Below are 15,686 nucleotides of genomic sequence, written 5' to 3'. Positions count from 1 at the left end.
AATGTGTCGTTGGGCCGCCTATCTCGGACCGGAAACCTATCTGGAAGACGTTATATCGTCTCCCTGCCATTCGCTCGTGGCGCAAAGCCACGATGCGCATGAAGCCAAAACACGTACCAATGGCGACGGATTCGGCGTCGCCTGGTATGGCCATCGAGACGAGCCGGGTCTTTATCGGGATATTCTGCCCGCTTGGTCCGATCAGAATCTCGGCAGTCTGGCGCGACAGATCCGGTCGCGCCTTTTCCTTGCGCATGTGCGGGCCTCGACCGGCGGGTTGACCAGCCGCTCCAACTGCCATCCTTTCGTTTCCGGGCGCTGGAGCTTCATGCATAATGGCCAGATCGGTCATTTCGACCGGCTGCGCCGCAGGCTGGAAAGTCACTTGAGCGATGAGGTCTACGGTCGCAAACATGGCGCAACCGATTCGGAGCTGATTTTTCTGCTGATGCTGGAATTTGGCCTCGACAATGATCCGATACTGGCGATGAAGCGCATGGTGGCAACGGTCGTTGAGGAAGCGGTTCGCGGCGGAGTGCCGCCATTTCTGCGGCTGACAGCGGCATTTTCTGACGGCAACCAGCTTTATGCCATTCGTTATGCCACCGATGCCTTTGCGCCGACGCTTTATACGGCGACGCTGGGCGGATCGTCCGGTGTATGTGTGGTGTCCGAGCCGCTGGACGGTGAGGCCGCCAACTGGATGGCCGTACCGGCAAACAGCTTCGTCACTGTTTCCCGACAAGCCCGCATTGCGATCGAGACTTTCGAGGAACCGATTTCCCGACCGCAGGATGCGAAGGCAATGCTGAGTAGCTAGGCCGAAGCCTTTTATGTGTCAAAAGGCGCTTGACTTATGTGAGCCGATCAAACGTTGCCTTAAAGATCGCCACCTGTCCTGCAAGAATATCACGCTGAGGTAGAATAAGTTTGGCTAAGGGCGTTTCGGCACTCGGTTTCACGCTGCCAAAATTTCGAGTCATAAAATCAATTGATTCTAGTATCGCTTCCAGTCGACTTCCATACACGGGCTCATGATGTGCAAGCCGATTACGAACTTCATAAATAGCTTCAAGATGAGAGGCGATCATCGCTCGTGTGAGTGTTTTATTAGGGAAAATCTTCTTTAAAGCTCTTTTCCATAGTGTCTGTTCGTAATTCTCTGAAAAGAGCCTTTTCCAGAAGTGCATTGTTAAATGTGCAATGATCTGACCATCTGAAACAGGATTTATACTCGCTTGACGCTTCTCCGCCAATTTACGGTGTTTTATACCGGCAGGCACCCCATTGGGGAACGCCAAGGCGTCTAACGCCACTTTGTCTGCATTGGTCATTTTAGAATAAATCGCTCGACGGGCCTGTTGTTCGGCTTTCTTGATTGCATACACTTCGAGCGCAGACCATTTGAGCGATCGCGGCGGACTTCTTAGCCACCCGTTTATTTGCAGCGCATTGTCCAATTCGTGGCAAACTGCATTGCGCAAGCTCACTTCGATCAATCCGGTGACGGCCATGATTGCTATGCCGAGACTCATTGTTGCTTGATGGAGTTCGATGGCATCTTCGGATGTGTGTGAACGAGTGATTGCTAGATATGTTCCTAAGCGCGGCGCTGAAAGGAATGTGCTGATTGAGGCGACTTCAACAGAAGAAAGGTATCTTGACATGGCTTGTTACTATCAATATACTTTTTGGTGAAACGTCGGGAATCGGTCGGCAGCACGCTCGTTCGTGACGGACCCCCGACGCTCTAGAAGGCTACTGTAACAGTAGCCTTTTTTATTTCTTTTGATTTTCATGCGCCCTCCCAACATGTATTTGTCCAAAGCCTATTAAATCTACTTCTCCATTGTCAATATGCTGATATTATTGGATTTATATTATTTGTAAGCAATATAAGATGTTTACTGATCAGGCGTTCCCGATCAGGATACCTGCCGCCAGCACGAGGCTACCACCCAGAACCACCTGAAGCACCGAGCGCAAAAATGGTGTTTCCATATAGCGGTTCTGGATGAAGGCGATGGCCCAGAGTTCGAAGAAGACCAGAATCGCAGCAATGCTTGTCGCGGTCCAGAAATCCTTGATCAGATAGGGCAGGGTGTGGCCGAGGCCGCCCAGCGTCGTCATGATACCGCAGGACAGACCACGCTTGATCGGTGAGCCGCGGCCGGACAGCTTGCCGTCATCGTGGATCGCTTCAGTGAAGCCCATCGAAATACCGGCGCCGACCGAGGCCGAAAGGCCAACGAGAAAAGTCTGCCACGTATCCTGTGTTGCAAAGGCGGCCGCGAAGATTGGGGCAAGCGTTGAGACGGAACCATCCATCAGCCCCGCCAGTCCGGGCTGGACATAGGTGAGGATGAACTGTTTGCGCTCGGCGGCGCGTTCCTCATCCTGCACATCGCCTGGTGTCAGCGTGTGTTCCAGCGATTCAGCTTTGGCTTCGTGCTGCTTTTCCTGCTGGGCAAGGTCGCCCAGCAGTTTGCGGGTGTCGGCATCGCTGACGCGCTTGGCGGCTTCGATATAGAATCGATAGGCCTGTTCCTCCATCTCCGATGCGGCTTCGCGCACCTTGTCGATGCCGAGCGGACGCACCAGCCAATCCGGCTTGCGATCATAGTAACCACTGACATGCTCGCGGCGGATCAGTGGAATCCGATCGCCAAAGCGAGCTTTGTGCCGTTCAATCAGCGCATCGCGATGACCGTGTTCTTCCGCTGCCATCTGCTCGAAGATTTTTGCCGATTGCGGGAACTCGTCGCGCAAGCCATCGGCATAGGCGAGATAGATGCGCGCATCGTCCTCTTCGGAGGAGATGGCGAGCGCCAGAATTTCCTGTTCGGAAAGCGAATCGAAAGGGCGGCGGTCGGTGCGAAAGAATCGGCTCAGCATTTCGGGAATCCAAAGTTTAGAATAATTCTAAAATAAGAATCGGCATCTGGAAGTCAAGTCTTGCAGTACAAGCGCATTTGGCGCATTAAAACCCACCCGAAATGATCGGGCTCAAGCAAGTAAACGATTAGAGCGCCGCGCGCCCATTGGGTGCAGAAGGGACGCTCTGAACTTCTGAAACCACGCATTGAGCTTTCCGAAAATCGATCACGATTTCGGGCCGATGCGATAGAAAGAGTCGGATCGATGGCATCGGCGAATCTCCATGCAAGCAACAGTCCCCGTCCGCTGAACCGGCAGGATTTCCGCACGCTTGGCCTTTCGGCCCTTGGCGGCGCGCTGGAGTTTTATGATTTCATCATCTTCGTGTTTTTTGCGAGCGTTATCGGACATCTGTTTTTTCCGCCCGACATGCCGGACTGGCTGGTGCTGATCCAGACTTTCGGCATTTTCGCAGCAGGCTATCTGGTGCGCCCGGTGGGTGGCATCGTGCTGGCGCATTTCGGCGACAAGTTCGGCCGCAAGCGCGTCTTCGCTTTCTCGGTGTTTCTGATGTCTATCTCGACATTGGCCATGGCCTGCCTGCCAACCTATGCAACGCTTGGCGTTGGCGCGCCGATCCTGCTGATCATCTTCCGCATGTTGCAGGGGGCTGCCATTGGCGGTGAAGTTCCGGGCGCATGGACCTTTGTGGCGGAGCATGTGCCTGCCAATCGTGTTGGTATGGCGTGTGGCTTTCTCTGCTCGGGCCTGACGCTTGGCATCATGATCGGTTCGCTGATCGCCACCGCCATCAACTGGATTTTCACACCGGAAGAACTATCCGCCTATGCATGGCGCATTCCGTTCTTCATCGGCGGTATTTTCGGCCTGCTTGCCGTTTATCTGCGCCGCTGGCTGGCGGAAACGCCGATCTTCACCGAGATGAAGAACAGCCATCTGCTGAAAGACAAGCTGCCGCTTGGCACCGTCCTGCGCAACTACATGCATGGCGTTGTCATTTCCGTGCTGCTGACATGGATCTTGTCGGCAGGCATCGTCGTCACCACGCTGATGACGGCGACGTTTCTGCAGAAACTCTATGGTTACACGCCTTTGCAGTCGCTTGCCGCCACAAGCTTCGGCACGCTGTTCCTGATGTTCGGAACGGTGAGTGCCGGCGCGATTGTCGACCGCATTGGCAGCGGCCGCTTCTTTGCGGTTGCAGGCATTTTCTTCGGTGTAGCGACTTTCGTTTTCTACACTTATGCAGCGGTTTCCCTGCCAGTTTTGTTCGCGCTTTATGCGGTGATGGGGCTTTCGGTCGGCATGGTTGGCGCGGTGCCTTATGTAATGGTGCGCGCATTCCCGGCGCCGGTTCGCTTCTCGGGTCTGTCGTTTTCCTACAATGTTTCCTATGCGGTCTTTGGCGGTTTGACGCCGGTGATCGTAACTTCGCTTCTGGCGGTCAACCCGATGGCGCATGCCTGGTATCTGGTGTTCATCGCGGTTTTGACCTCTGTGCTCGGCCTCTACCTGATGGCCCGCAGCGATCAGGTAGAAGGTGATATCGGTCTGACAGAGCTTTCGACCGGGACTGCCGTTCCACAGCCGAACTGATAAAAAAGGGCCGCGAAAGCGGCCCTTGTTCTTTGTTTTTAAGCATGTCTTTGTCCCAAAACCGGTTCCCACTTTTGGGAGACATGCTCTAGTGTACCGCCAGTTTTGCGGCACCGATTGCCTTATCATGGACAGCGAAGCGGTCGATCATATCGCTACTTGCTTCATTAAAGCCGATCACCGAAACATCCGTACCGCTGGCACGATATTTCAGCACCACCTTGTCGAGCGCACCGACCGAGGTGATGTCCCACAGATGGGCATGGCTGACATCGATCGTTACCCTTTTTGCAGGCGATGAAAAATCGAAAGCTGCAATGAAGTTTTGTGCCGAGGCAAAGAAGATCTGGCCCTGAACGGTATAGGTGCGCTCGGTTCCATCCTCGCTCGTGGTTTCGATCACGCGGAACATCTTTGCGACCTTGCCTGCGAAGAACACGCCGGAAAGCAGCACGCCAACCAGAACGCCCTTGGCCAGATCATGGGTGGAAACCACTGTCACGACGGTTGCGAGCATGACGATGGAGGAGGATGGCGGGTTGCGGCGCAGATCGAGGATCGAGCGCCATGAGAAGGTGCCAATCGACACCATGATCATCACGGCCACCAGAGCGGCCATCGGAATGATCCGCACCAGATCGTCGAGAACGAGAATGAGAAACAGCAGGAAAGAACCAGCCACAAAGGTTGAAAGCCTGCCGCGACCGCCGGACGACACATTGATCACCGACTGTCCGATCATGGCGCAACCACCCATGCCGCCAATCATGGCGGATGCAATATTGCTGGTGCCCTGACCAATGCATTCCTGGCTTTTGTTGCTGTTGGTATCCGTCATGTCATCGACAATCTGGGCAGTCATCAACGATTCAAGCAGGCCGACTGCTGCCAGCGTGATCGAATAAGGCAGGATGATCTGCAGCGTTTCCAGCGTCAGCGGTACTTGTGGAAGCGCGAAGATCGGCAATGCAGATGGCAATTCACCGAGATCGCCAACCGTGCGCAGATCCATACCGGTTGTCCATGCAAGCGTGGTGAGCGCGGCAATGGCAACGAGCGGCGAGGGGATTGCTTTGGTTAAGCGCGGGAAGAGATAGATGATGGCGAGACCGCCTGCGATCATCCAGTAGGTCTCAACCGGAACATGAATGAGTTCCGGAAGCTGCGCCATGAAAATGAGGATCGCCAAGGCATTGACGAAGCCGGTGATGACCGAGCGCGATACAAACCGCATCAGGCGCCCGAGTTTGAGGAAGCCTGCAAGGATTTGTAAAATGCCCATCAGGATCGTGGCAGCAAAGAGATATTGCAACCCGTGTTCCTTGACGAGTGAGACCATCACCACAGCAGTTGCAGCGGTTGCAGCAGAGATCATGCCGGGACGTCCACCAGTGAAGGCGGAAACACAGGCAATGGCGAAAGAGGCGAAGAGGCCGACCTTGGGGTCGACGCCAGCGATGACCGAAAAGCCGATGGCTTCCGGGATAAGGGCAAGTGCTACGACGATGCCGGAAAGAATATCGCCGCGAATATTGGAGAACCACTCGCGGCGGTAGGCAGCAAGACGTGTCATTGAATTTTCCGCAAATAGAAAACAGACAGAAATGTCTGTCTCAACATGGCCGATTGTAAAAATGGGGGATGTTGTTGCGTTGTCTGGCGGATAGGCGGCCAGAAGAGCCACCCGGGCTTTCACCGGGTCCTTGCGAATACGCTTGTATAAACAAAAAAAGCGCAGCAGGGCAATAACCCGCTGCGCTTTCTATTGAGCCTAGAGTATCTTCTGCATGAATGTCAGATCGAGCCAGCGCCCGAATTTCTGGCCGACCTGTTTCAGCGTACCGCAATCGGTAAAACCCTGCGATTTGTGCAGCGCGATGGATGCGGCATTGCCTGCTTCGATGCCTGCCACGAGCACATGGACTTTGCGCTCGCGTGCTTCTTCCACGAGCTCGGCAAGAAGTGTGCGGCCGATACCGCCGCCGCGTGCGTCACTTGCCACATAGACAGAGAGTTCGGATGAATGGCGGAACCCCTCGAAAGGGCGGAACGGGCCATAGCTTGCATAGCCTGCGACCTGTCCCTCCCGTTCGGCAACCAGAACGGGAAAGCCGTCACGATTACGGGCTTTGAGCCATTCGCGACGGTTTTCCAGATCGACAAGGGTTTCGTTCCAGATGGCGAGCGTGTTCTCTACCGCATCATTATAAATGGCGAGCAAGGCAGGGAGATCGGTTTCTGTCGCGTGGCGGATTAGAAGGGTCATTTCAGAGCCTTATTGAACAAGAAAACGGCGGGATTTCTCCCGCCGTTTTCGATTACTTGCAAGTGAAAAGAATTACCCCTGAGCTTTTAGCTCCAGACGACGGCGATGCAGGACTGGCTCGGTGTAACCGTTCGGCTGTTCGCGGCCCTTGAAGACCAGATCGCAGGCAGCCTGAAACGCGATGGACTTGTCGAAGTCAGCAGCCATCGGGCGATAAAGGGCATCGCCTTCGTTCTGCTTGTCGACGACGGCTGCCATGCGCTTCATGGTTTCCATGACTTGTGCTTGCGAAACGACGCCGTGATAGAGCCAGTTGGCGATGTGCTGTGCGGAGATGCGCAGCGTTGCGCGGTCTTCCATCAGGCCGACATTGTTGATGTCCGGAACCTTCGAGCAGCCAACGCCCTGATCGACCCAGCGCACGACATAGCCGAGAATGCCTTGCGCGTTGTTGTCGATTTCGTGCTGGATGTCTTCCGGCGTCCAGTTCGGACGGGTTGCGACCGGCACTGACAGGATGTCGTCGAGCTTGGCGCGCGGACGGCTCGTCAGCTTTTCCTGAACGGCTGCAACGTCCACCTGATGATAGTGGGTCGCGTGCAGGGTGGCAGCAGTCGGCGACGGCACCCATGCGGTGTTCGCGCCAGCCTTTGGATGGGCGATTTTCTGTTCCAGCATCGCAGCCATCAGGTCAGGCATGGCCCACATGCCCTTGCCGATCTGCGCATGGCCGGAAAGGCCGCATTCAAGACCGATATCGACATTCCACTGTTCATAAGCGCTGATCCAGGCGGCCTGCTTCATGTCGCCCTTGCGGATCATCGGACCCGCTTCCATCGAGGTATGGATTTCGTCGCCGGTGCGGTCGAGGAAGCCGGTATTGATGAAGACGACACGCTCCTTGGCGGCGCGGATCGCTTCCTTGAGGTTGACCGTGGTGCGGCGCTCCTCGTCCATGATGCCGATTTTGAGCGTGTTCGGCTTCATGCCAAGCAGTTCTTCGGTACGGGTGAAGATTTCATTGGCAAATGCCACTTCTTCCGGCCCGTGCATCTTCGGCTTGACGATATAGACCGAACCTTCGCGCGAATTCATGTGACGGCCGTTCGGGCCGATATCGTGCAGCGCAATCAGGCTGGTGAAGGCTGCATCCATGATGCCTTCCGGCACTTCATGGCCTTCGGCATCGATGATCGCCGGGTTGGTCATCAGGTGGCCGACGTTGCGAACCAGCATCAGGGAACGGCCCTTGAGGGTCAGGTCGGAGCCATCGGCAGCCTTGTAGGTGCGGTCGCCGTTGAGGCGGCGCGTCATCTGCTTGCCGTTCTTCTCGAACGTGTCTTCCAGCTTGCCGTTCATCAGGCCAAGCCAGTTGCGATAGACAGCAACCTTGTCTTCCGCATCGACGGCAGCAATCGAATCTTCGCAATCCTGGATCGTGCTGACGGCGGATTCCAGAACAACATCGGCAATATGGGCCGGATCGGTCTTGCCGATCGGGTGGTCCGCATTGACGACGATATCGACATGCATGTTGTTCTTGGCCAGCAGCACATTGGTCGGGGCGGCGGCGTCGCCATTATAGCCCTTGAACTGGCTTTCATCCTTCAGCGCCGTTGCCGAACCGTCGGTGAGCTTGACTTCAAGCTTGCCGTCCTTGACGGCGAGACCGGCGACATTGGCCCATTTGCCGGTGGCAAGCGGCGCGCTTTCATCGAGGAAGTTTTTCGCCCAGGCGATGACCTTTTCGCCGCGCTTCGGATTGTAGCCCTTGCCCTTTTCCGCGCCGTCGGCATCGGAAATAGCATCGGTGCCGTAGAGCGCATCATAGAGCGAACCCCAGCGCGCATTGGCGGCGTTCAGCGCATAGCGGGCATTCATGACCGGGACGACAAGCTGCGGGCCTGCGATATGGGTAATTTCCGGATCGACATTGGTGGTCGAAACCGAAAACTCCCCGCCTTCCGGCAGGAGATAGCCAATATCCTTCAGGAACTGCTGGTAATCGGCCTGCGTGTAGCCCTTGTCGCGATTCTGCTTGTACCAGGCGTCGATCTTGGCCTGCAGGTCGTCACGCTTGGCGAGGAGGGCGCGATTCTTCGGTGCGAGATCGCGGATGATGGCGGCAAAGCCCTTCCAGAACTTTTCCGGTTCCACACCGGTGCCGGGCGCGGCCTCCGTGGCCAGGAACTCCACCAGTTCAGGGGCAACGCGCAAGCCTTCAATCTCAACGTAATTACCGGCTTTCTGAGAAACCATGGCTATGCCTCCTTCAAAATAAACAAATCCACCACCGGCACTCTTCAGTGCCAGCTATCATGCTGCCTTTGAACCGCTTTGGTGCGCTTTCGTCAATCGGGGCGAGGGCACATCATCTGTGACGCTGCGGCGAAAATAGCTTTTATAATGACAGTTTGGCTCGAATATCATGGAGCGTAAAGCCTTGCTCACGCAATGATGCAAGTGCCGTATCCTGTCGGCTCTTCGACAGTTTCATTCCGTCATCGCCGAGTACCAGATCATGGTGATGATAAAGCGGCTCGGGCAGGCCGAGAAGCCTCTGCAGCAGCCGGTGTACGGAGGTCGCGTGAAACAGATCATGCCCGCGCACGACATTGGTAATGCCCTGCAACGCATCGTCCACCACCACGGAAAGGTGATAGCTGGTCGGCGTGTCCTTGCGTGCAATCACCACGTCGCCCCAGCGGGCGGGGGCGGCGGCAATGCGCCCGGCCTCGCCATCCGGGCCTTGGCCGCTTTCGTTCCAGAAGAGCGCTTCGCCAGCCACGTCGAGCGCTTTCTCCATATTGAGCCGCCAGGCATAGGACATGCCCGAGGCGATACGTTCCATTTGTTCCTTTTCGGTCAGATCGCGCTCGCCTTGCGGATAAAGCGGTGTGCCGTCCGGGTCGGAAGGCCAGTCCTTGCCCTTGGCGAAAGCTTCGCCGATCCGCTCGCGAACTTCACCCCGACTGAGGAAAGCGGGGTAGACGAGCCCCTTGTCGGCAAGTTTGGTGAGGGCGTTGCGATATTCGCCGAAATGTTCCGACTGGCGGCGCACAGGGGTTTCCCATGTCAGGCCCAGCCAGCGCAGATCGTCGTAAATGCCCTGTTCCAGCGCGGGTGTGCAGCGCGCCGTGTCGATATCTTCCATGCGCAGCAGGAAGCGGCCGCCGCCTTGTTTGGCCATATCCGCGTTCAAAAGCGCGGAATAGGCATGGCCGAGATGGAGCTGGCCATTGGGGCTGGGAGCAAAGCGGAACACGGGTGCGGTCATGGCAGCTTGTTGTCAGTTGAATGTCATCTGATTCCATTGGTACGTTGTGTACCGAGAGAATGAAAGGCTGTGCGATGCGGCGGATCGATACATTGAGCGACATTGAGGCAGGACTGGAAGCTCTGGTTATTGCCGATATTCGGCTGGCCGATATTCGCAGCCGCTCCCATGCGGTGCCGCTGCGTAGGTCCGAACCCGGATTTGAAAGTCTGGCTTCCATCATTGTCGCGCAACAGGTTTCGACCGCCAGTGCCGCCGCGATCTGGGCGAGGCTGAAACAGGCCATCGATCCGCTGACGCCCGAAACCTATATTGCGGGCGGGGAGGACGCCTGGCGCTTTGCTGGTCTCTCGCGTCCCAAGCAGAGAACGCTTCTGGCAGTTGCGCAAGTGCTTGCCGAAGGTGGCCTCGACCTGCACGGGCTTTGCGAGCTGCCTGCCGAGGAAGCAATCGCAGCCCTGACGGCGGTCAAGGGCATCGGCCCATGGACGGCGGAGGTCTATCTTCTGTTTGCCGCCGGTCATCCGGATGTGTTTCCGGCTGGCGATGTGGCCTTGCAGACGGCTGTTGGCCACGCCTTTGCCCATGAGATCCGGCCCGATGCTGTTGCCCTTCGCAAGCTGGCGGAAGACTGGGCGCCATGGCGCGGTGTGGCGGCGCGATTGTTCTGGGCTTATTATGCGGCGATCAAGGGACGCGAGGCTGCGCCGCTTCTGTAGATGCTTCTGTAAAACTTGCGTGTTTCCCGAAGCGTAAATGCGTTTCCGCTTCACAATCCTGTCACGTCGGGCTTACATTATCCGTATCGGCTGATGACGGAATTTCGATTCGCGGAAGCTTGATTTTCTGCTGATTGCAGTCCCGTCCTCATGAGGTTGGAGCGTCGTTGTTGCGCCCAGATGGACGCGCGGCGCTTCGATGAAAGCGCAATTCCGCATGGAGAGCCATTTCGCCCTTTTTCGGAGTTGCTCTGAAGGAGGTGCGCCCTTGACTGTTGCCGTCTCACCCAGAACCGTCTCGACCAGTGGCTTGCCCGCGCTGGTTCTGAACGCTGATTACCGTCCGCTCAGCTATTATCCCCTGTCGCTCTGGTCCTGGCAGGATGCGATCAAGGCGGTGTTTCTCGAACGTGTGAATATCGTGGCGGAATACGATCACATCGTTTCATCGCCATCTTTTTCCATGCGCGTTCCGAGCGTAATTTGCCTGAAGGATTATGTGAAGCCGCCGCGCTATCCGGCGTTTACCCGCTTCAACCTCTTCCTGCGTGATCGTTTTGAATGCCAGTATTGCGGCTCGCCGCATGACCTGACCTTCGATCACGTTACCCCGCGTTGCCATGGCGGCGAGACGACGTGGGAAAATGTGGTCGCCGCCTGCTCACCATGCAATCTGCGCAAGGGCGGCATGATGCCCGCCGTCGCGCATATGTGGCCGCGCCAGAAGCCGATTACGCCGACCGTGCAGGACCTGCACAATAACGGCCGTCTTTTCCCGCCCAACCATCTGCACGATAGCTGGCTCGATTTTCTCTATTGGGATGTCGAACTGGAGCCATAAGCATGTTGCGCAAAAGTGCGCAGCGGTTTTGCGATAACAACATGCGATAAAAGAAGAATCAGCCCTACAGTTTTTCGCTCTTACTTCCCACTTTTCGCAAAAGCACCGTAGTAGCCGATAGCTGCAAAGAGCAGGCTTGCGACGACGTTCCATCCGGCAAAGGACAAGCCGAGGAAGTGGCCCGGCGCGCTGTCGCATGCAGGAGGATGCGTGTTGAGATCGCTTAGGAGACTACCCGCATCGAGCGTGACTTTCATCGTCGCTGCGCTGCAATCCGTCGGGCCGGGCCAGTATTTAAGCTCGACGCCCGTATGAAAAACGGCCAGGGCCAGCCCATAAGTCATTAAAAGCGCGCCGATTAGAATGAGCCCGCGCGTCAGGATCGGCGGCCATTTCAATCCATAGGAGAGCCAGGCTGCAGCCAGAACCGGGGCGCCGATATAATAAGGTGTACGCTCTTCGAGGCAGAGTTTGCAGGGCATGAAGCCTGCGAGGTGCTCGAAGCCGAGCGCCGTGCCGACAGTCGCGGCAAGGCCGATTGTCATGATCCCTGCGGTCCATGCCTGAACTTTGCCGACCGGATTAGTGAGTGCAAACGCCATATGGAATTCCTTGAAAAGGCTTTCTTATTCTTAAGGCAAATAGCTGGCTTGTCTCCAAGCAATTTATTTTGACCGAGTTTGGGCGAACCCTTCAGGCGTGAAGATATTTCACAGCGAAGAAGAGGGCGATCAAGGCCACGGCCACGAGGCTTGCGATCAGACCGAGGCGCTTTTCGATGAAATCGCGGATCGGTTCGCCATATCGGCGCAGCAGCCAGGCCAGAAAATAGAAGCGCGCGCCGCGCGCCACGATAGCCGACGCGATAAAGAGCCAGATATTGATGCCAGCCGCACCTGACAGGATTGTCACCACCTTGATTGGTGGCAGATGCGCAAGGCCGGAGGTGATCAGCATCAACAAAATGGTGTCGGCGCTGGTCGTACCGCGCAACTGCTCGAACGCGTCCAGCTTGCCGTACATTTCGAGCACCGGTTTGGCGATCTGCTCATAGGCGTGATAGCCGAGATACCAGCCTGCAATGCCGCCGAGGACAGACGAAACCGTCGCGATGAAGGCATAGCGCCAGGCGCGTTCGGGGCGGGCAAGCGCCATGGGCAGAAACAGGATGTCGGCAGGGACAAGAAAGACGGAGCTTTCTACAAAGGCGATGATGGCAAGCCACCATTCGGCGGATTTTCTTGCGGCAAGCGAAATCGTCCAGTCGTAAAGGCGGCGCAGCATATATTTTCCGGATTATCTTAGGCGAGAGCCATATTAGCGGTTGCACCGTCTATAAATAAAAAAGATGGCACGAACAATGCGCGCCATCTTCTTTGATACTGCTTTGCACCGGACAGCTTGGGAACGGTACGGAAGCAGCAGTTTTTAACGCTTGTAGGCGCTGCAGATATATTTGGTTTCGAGATATTCCTCGATGCCGTATTTGGAGCCTTCACGACCGAGGCCCGACTGCTTCACGCCGCCAAACGGCGCGACTTCGTTGGAAATGAGCCCGGTATTGTGGCCGACCATGCCGTATTCCAGTCCTTCGCTGACACGGATCGCGCGGCTGAAATTCTCCGTGTAGAAATAAGCAGCCAGACCGAAGATCGTGTCATTGGCCATGGCGATGACTTCTTCTTCCGTGTCGAAGGCAAAAAGCGGTGCCAATGGGCCGAAGGTTTCTTCTTTTGCGACTATCATGTCTGGGGTTACGCCCGTCAGAACGCCGGGTTCGAAGAACAGGCCGCCCAGTTCCTTGCCGCCGGTGATGAGCTTTGCGCCCTTGGATACGGCATCGTCAATATGTGCCTTGACCTTGGTAATAGCCTTCGGCTCGATCATCGGGCCGATGACTACGCCCGGCTCGGTGCCGTTGCCGACCTTGAGTTCCTTGACCTTGGCCGCGAGCTTTTCGGCGAACTTGTCGTAAATCCCGCGCTGCACATAGATGCGGTTGGCGCAGACACAGGTTTGCCCCGCATTGCGGTATTTGGAGATCATGGCGCCATCGACGGCTGCATCAAGATCAGCATCGTCGAACACGATGAATGGCGCGTTGCCGCCAAGTTCAAGCGAGATGCGCTTGATGGTTGGGGCACACTGCGCCATCAACAGACGGCCAACTTCCGTCGATCCGGTGAAGGACAGCTTGCGCACAATATCATTGCTTGTCAGTTCGGCGCCGATTTCACGCGCCTTGCCGGTGACGATTTGCAGAACGCCAGCCGGAATGCCAGCCTTTTCAGCGAGAACACCAAGCGCAAGGGCAGTCAGTGGCGTGAGGTCGGCAGGGCGCACGATCATGGTGCAGCCAGCGGCAAGTGCAGGTGCTGCCTTGCGGGTAATCATCGCCGCCGGGAAGTTCCATGGGGTAATCGCTGCCGTCACGCCGACAGGCTGGCGGATGACAGTCAGGCGCTGCCCGGCTTGCGGGGCAGGGATGGTGTCGCCATAAACACGCTTTGCTTCTTCTGCGAACCATTCGATGAATGATGCCGCATAAAGAACTTCGCCGCGCGCCTCGGCAAGCGGCTTGCCCTGCTCGGACGTCATGATAAGAGCAATGTCATCGGCATTGGCAACGATGAGATCGAACCATTTGCGCAGGATCGCGGTGCGCTCCTTGGCGGTCTTGGCGGCCCATGCCGGGAAAGCCTTTGCGGAGGCGTCGATGGCTTCCTTGATGGTCGCGACAGACAGGGAGGGAACCGTGCCGATGACCGAACCGTCTGCCGGATTGGTCACGTCGATCTTGGCGCCGTCCGTGGCGTCTATCCAGCGCCCGTCAACAAGGCATTGCGATTTGAGCAGCGAAGGGTCTTTCAAAGCGAGCATATTGATTTCCATCCCAGTCTTGCAGAGAAAGCATGTTCAGTATATTGAACAGCTTACGATATTTTGAATTAAACAGGCCGTGATAACCAAAGTCAAACAGTTAATCAGGCAGTCTATCGGGTGAATGGCAAAGCTATGACGAAAACGGTGAGCAACGAGGAGAGTTCCCAGAAACTGGTGCCAGCGGTTATGCGCGCGGCACAAATTCTGGATCAGATTGCTAAATCCGCGCAGGAAAGCGGCAAGGGATCAGTGGACGGGCTCAAGCTTTCCGATCTTGCGCGCCGGACAGGCCTGCCGAAAAGCAGTGTGCACGGACTTTGCCAGACGCTGGTTCATCTCAAGCTTTTAAAGCTCAACAGCGACGGAAGTTTCACAATGGGGTCGCAATCGGTGCGCTGGGCCAATGTATTTATGGCAGGCAGCGACATTGTCGATGCGTTTCATGAGGCGGTTGCGGAGGCGGACGGGCTTGGAGCCCATACATTGACGCTTTCGCATCTTGAAGGGCCGGATGTCATCTATCTGTCTTGCCGCAACTCGACAGCGCCGCTGGGAATCACATTCCGCATCGGTATGCAGGTTCCCGCCGTCTTTACGGCGACCGGTAAGGCCATGTTGGCGGCGATGTCGCCACAGGAATTGGCGCGTCACCTGCCAGCGGAATGGCCAGACCTGATTACACCGGCCAGTGCGCCTTCGCTCGAGGTGCTGGAGGCGGAGATAGTTGAGGCGAAAGCAAAAGGCTATTCACTCGATAATGGCCAGTTGCGTGAGGGCATGTTCTGCATCGGGGCTGCGATCTGTGATCGCCCGTTCCATCCTGCTGCCGGTATCGCCCTGTCCATGATGGCTGCAGAGGCGCGCGCCGATATTATAGAGGACATGGGCACGCGGGTGCGCGCACTTGCGAATGATGTGGCGGACCGGATGGGGTGGCTCTCCACCTGAAGCGGAATGGACACTTATATAAAGGGCTGCTTTTAGAGCGGCTCTTTTTGTTTGTTGGCCTGTGGAAAGAATTTTTGGAAAAAGTATGGAATGATCGTTGACAGTTTGGAATGATGGGGTCTATATGGCGCCACAACGAGGGCGGCGACGCTGCTAGCGGCAGGTTGGTTCGTCCGTTGAGTTGGTTGATTGGGTTTGGCGGTGACGTTGGATTTGGTTGGCTGGCGGCATTGACGGGATGAGAGTTCTGTTGATGTA

At 56.4% G+C, this 15,686-nt stretch carries 15 protein-coding genes and 1 other annotated feature; of the genes, 5 read left to right on the top strand and 10 right to left on the bottom strand.

Going from position 1 to position 15,686, the window contains the following annotated elements; genetic code table 11:
• The first annotated feature begins 1 nt into the window (after position 1).
• Complete coding sequence (locus tag ACYSN1_RS18330; protein ID WP_461727004.1) at positions 2–820, top strand: class II glutamine amidotransferase; 819 nt, start codon at positions 2–4, stop codon at positions 818–820.
• Positions 821–854: 34 nt separating this feature from the next.
• Here ACYSN1_RS18330 and ACYSN1_RS18325 read toward each other — a convergent pair whose 3' ends face one another.
• Together ACYSN1_RS18325 and mbfA are read right to left on the bottom strand one after the other, a co-directional pair.
• Entirely contained in the window at positions 855–1,667 is an 813-nt protein-coding gene (locus ACYSN1_RS18325) for an Abi family protein (protein WP_461727003.1), read from the bottom strand.
• 244 nt (positions 1,668–1,911) lie between these two features.
• The gene (gene mbfA / locus ACYSN1_RS18320; protein WP_461727002.1) at positions 1,912–2,895 is read right to left on the bottom strand and encodes an iron exporter MbfA; all 984 of its coding nucleotides are present in this window, start codon (positions 2,893–2,895) and stop codon (positions 1,912–1,914) included.
• A 246-nt stretch (positions 2,896–3,141) separates the two neighbouring features.
• Between mbfA and ACYSN1_RS18315 the strand changes: the two genes are divergently transcribed.
• Positions 3,142–4,494, top strand: a complete 1,353-nt coding sequence (locus ACYSN1_RS18315) for an MFS transporter (RefSeq protein ID WP_461727001.1) — start codon at positions 3,142–3,144, stop codon at positions 4,492–4,494.
• Between the two features lie 88 nt (positions 4,495–4,582).
• Here ACYSN1_RS18315 and ACYSN1_RS18310 read toward each other — a convergent pair whose 3' ends face one another.
• The 4 genes from ACYSN1_RS18310 to gluQRS all read right to left on the bottom strand — a co-directional run bounded on the left by ACYSN1_RS18310 (position 4,583) and on the right by gluQRS (position 10,037).
• Positions 4,583–6,067 carry a SulP family inorganic anion transporter gene (locus ACYSN1_RS18310; RefSeq protein ID WP_461727000.1) on the bottom strand — a complete coding sequence of 495 codons (1,485 nt, stop codon included), beginning with the start codon at positions 6,065–6,067 and terminating at the stop codon, positions 4,583–4,585.
• A 77-nt stretch (positions 6,068–6,144) separates the two neighbouring features.
• Positions 6,145–6,200, bottom strand: a sequence feature (sul1 is cis-regulatory element that is thought to sense ions involved in sulfur or methionine metabolism; They are found in Alphaproteobacteria).
• Between the two features lie 65 nt (positions 6,201–6,265).
• Positions 6,266–6,760 carry a GNAT family N-acetyltransferase gene (locus ACYSN1_RS18305; protein ID WP_461726999.1) on the bottom strand — a complete coding sequence of 165 codons (495 nt, stop codon included), beginning with the start codon at positions 6,758–6,760 and terminating at the stop codon, positions 6,266–6,268.
• Positions 6,761–6,832: 72 nt separating this feature from the next.
• Positions 6,833–9,019 carry a malate synthase G gene (locus ACYSN1_RS18300; RefSeq protein ID WP_461726998.1) on the bottom strand — a complete coding sequence of 729 codons (2,187 nt, stop codon included), beginning with the start codon at positions 9,017–9,019 and terminating at the stop codon, positions 6,833–6,835.
• A 142-nt stretch (positions 9,020–9,161) separates the two neighbouring features.
• Complete coding sequence (gene gluQRS / locus ACYSN1_RS18295) at positions 9,162–10,037, bottom strand: tRNA glutamyl-Q(34) synthetase GluQRS (protein WP_461726997.1); 876 nt, start codon at positions 10,035–10,037, stop codon at positions 9,162–9,164.
• Between the two features lie 74 nt (positions 10,038–10,111).
• On the opposite strand from gluQRS, the gene ACYSN1_RS18290 reads away from it, so the two are divergent.
• A complete protein-coding gene (locus tag ACYSN1_RS18290; RefSeq protein WP_461726996.1) occupies positions 10,112–10,756 on the top strand; it encodes a DNA-3-methyladenine glycosylase family protein in 645 nt (214 codons plus the stop codon).
• A gap of 268 nt (positions 10,757–11,024) precedes the next feature.
• Positions 11,025–11,597, top strand: a complete 573-nt coding sequence (locus ACYSN1_RS18285; RefSeq protein ID WP_461726995.1) for an HNH endonuclease — start codon at positions 11,025–11,027, stop codon at positions 11,595–11,597.
• Between the two features lie 80 nt (positions 11,598–11,677).
• On the opposite strand, the gene ACYSN1_RS18280 is transcribed toward ACYSN1_RS18285, so the two are convergent.
• The 3 genes from ACYSN1_RS18280 to ACYSN1_RS18270 form a co-directional block, all read right to left on the bottom strand.
• Positions 11,678–12,199 (bottom strand): disulfide bond formation protein B, encoded by a 522-nt coding sequence (locus tag ACYSN1_RS18280; RefSeq protein WP_461726994.1) that lies wholly within the window; start codon positions 12,197–12,199, stop codon positions 11,678–11,680.
• Between the two features lie 91 nt (positions 12,200–12,290).
• Positions 12,291–12,881, bottom strand: coding sequence for a YqaA family protein (locus ACYSN1_RS18275; RefSeq protein ID WP_461726993.1), 591 nt, complete (start codon positions 12,879–12,881; stop codon positions 12,291–12,293).
• Positions 12,882–13,025: 144 nt separating this feature from the next.
• Positions 13,026–14,477 (bottom strand): NAD-dependent succinate-semialdehyde dehydrogenase, encoded by a 1,452-nt coding sequence (locus ACYSN1_RS18270; protein ID WP_461726992.1) that lies wholly within the window; start codon positions 14,475–14,477, stop codon positions 13,026–13,028.
• 135 nt (positions 14,478–14,612) lie between these two features.
• Between ACYSN1_RS18270 and ACYSN1_RS18265 the strand changes: the two genes are divergently transcribed.
• Complete coding sequence (locus ACYSN1_RS18265; protein WP_461726991.1) at positions 14,613–15,428, top strand: IclR family transcriptional regulator; 816 nt, start codon at positions 14,613–14,615, stop codon at positions 15,426–15,428.
• Positions 15,429–15,460: 32 nt separating this feature from the next.
• Here the strand turns inward: ACYSN1_RS18265 and ACYSN1_RS18260 are convergent.
• Positions 15,461–15,686 (bottom strand): hypothetical protein (locus ACYSN1_RS18260; RefSeq protein ID WP_461726990.1); only part of this gene is annotated, 226 nt, incomplete at its 5' end.

Source organism: Brucella sp. LJL56 (assembly GCF_054871705.1).
This window is presented reverse-complemented; position numbering and strand designations above follow the sequence as displayed.

Bases quoted from the DNA above. Each gene is read 5' to 3' on its own strand.
- ACYSN1_RS18330 (WP_461727004.1), top strand. From the start codon at position 2: ATGTGTCGTTGGGCCGCCTATCTCGGACCGGAAACCTATCTGGAAGAC.
- ACYSN1_RS18325 (WP_461727003.1), bottom strand. From the start codon at position 1,667: ATGTCAAGATACCTTTCTTCTGTTGAAGTCGCCTCAATCAGCACATTC.
- mbfA (WP_461727002.1), bottom strand. From the start codon at position 2,895: ATGCTGAGCCGATTCTTTCGCACCGACCGCCGCCCTTTCGATTCGCTT.
- ACYSN1_RS18315 (WP_461727001.1), top strand. From the start codon at position 3,142: ATGGCATCGGCGAATCTCCATGCAAGCAACAGTCCCCGTCCGCTGAAC.
- ACYSN1_RS18310 (WP_461727000.1), bottom strand. From the start codon at position 6,067: ATGACACGTCTTGCTGCCTACCGCCGCGAGTGGTTCTCCAATATTCGC.
- ACYSN1_RS18305 (WP_461726999.1), bottom strand. From the start codon at position 6,760: ATGACCCTTCTAATCCGCCACGCGACAGAAACCGATCTCCCTGCCTTG.
- ACYSN1_RS18300 (WP_461726998.1), bottom strand. From the start codon at position 9,019: ATGGTTTCTCAGAAAGCCGGTAATTACGTTGAGATTGAAGGCTTGCGC.
- gluQRS (WP_461726997.1), bottom strand. From the start codon at position 10,037: ATGACCGCACCCGTGTTCCGCTTTGCTCCCAGCCCCAATGGCCAGCTC.
- ACYSN1_RS18290 (WP_461726996.1), top strand. From the start codon at position 10,112: ATGCGGCGGATCGATACATTGAGCGACATTGAGGCAGGACTGGAAGCT.
- ACYSN1_RS18280 (WP_461726994.1), bottom strand. From the start codon at position 12,199: ATGGCGTTTGCACTCACTAATCCGGTCGGCAAAGTTCAGGCATGGACC.
- ACYSN1_RS18275 (WP_461726993.1), bottom strand. From the start codon at position 12,881: ATGCTGCGCCGCCTTTACGACTGGACGATTTCGCTTGCCGCAAGAAAA.
- ACYSN1_RS18270 (WP_461726992.1), bottom strand. From the start codon at position 14,477: ATGCTCGCTTTGAAAGACCCTTCGCTGCTCAAATCGCAATGCCTTGTT.
- ACYSN1_RS18265 (WP_461726991.1), top strand. From the start codon at position 14,613: ATGACGAAAACGGTGAGCAACGAGGAGAGTTCCCAGAAACTGGTGCCA.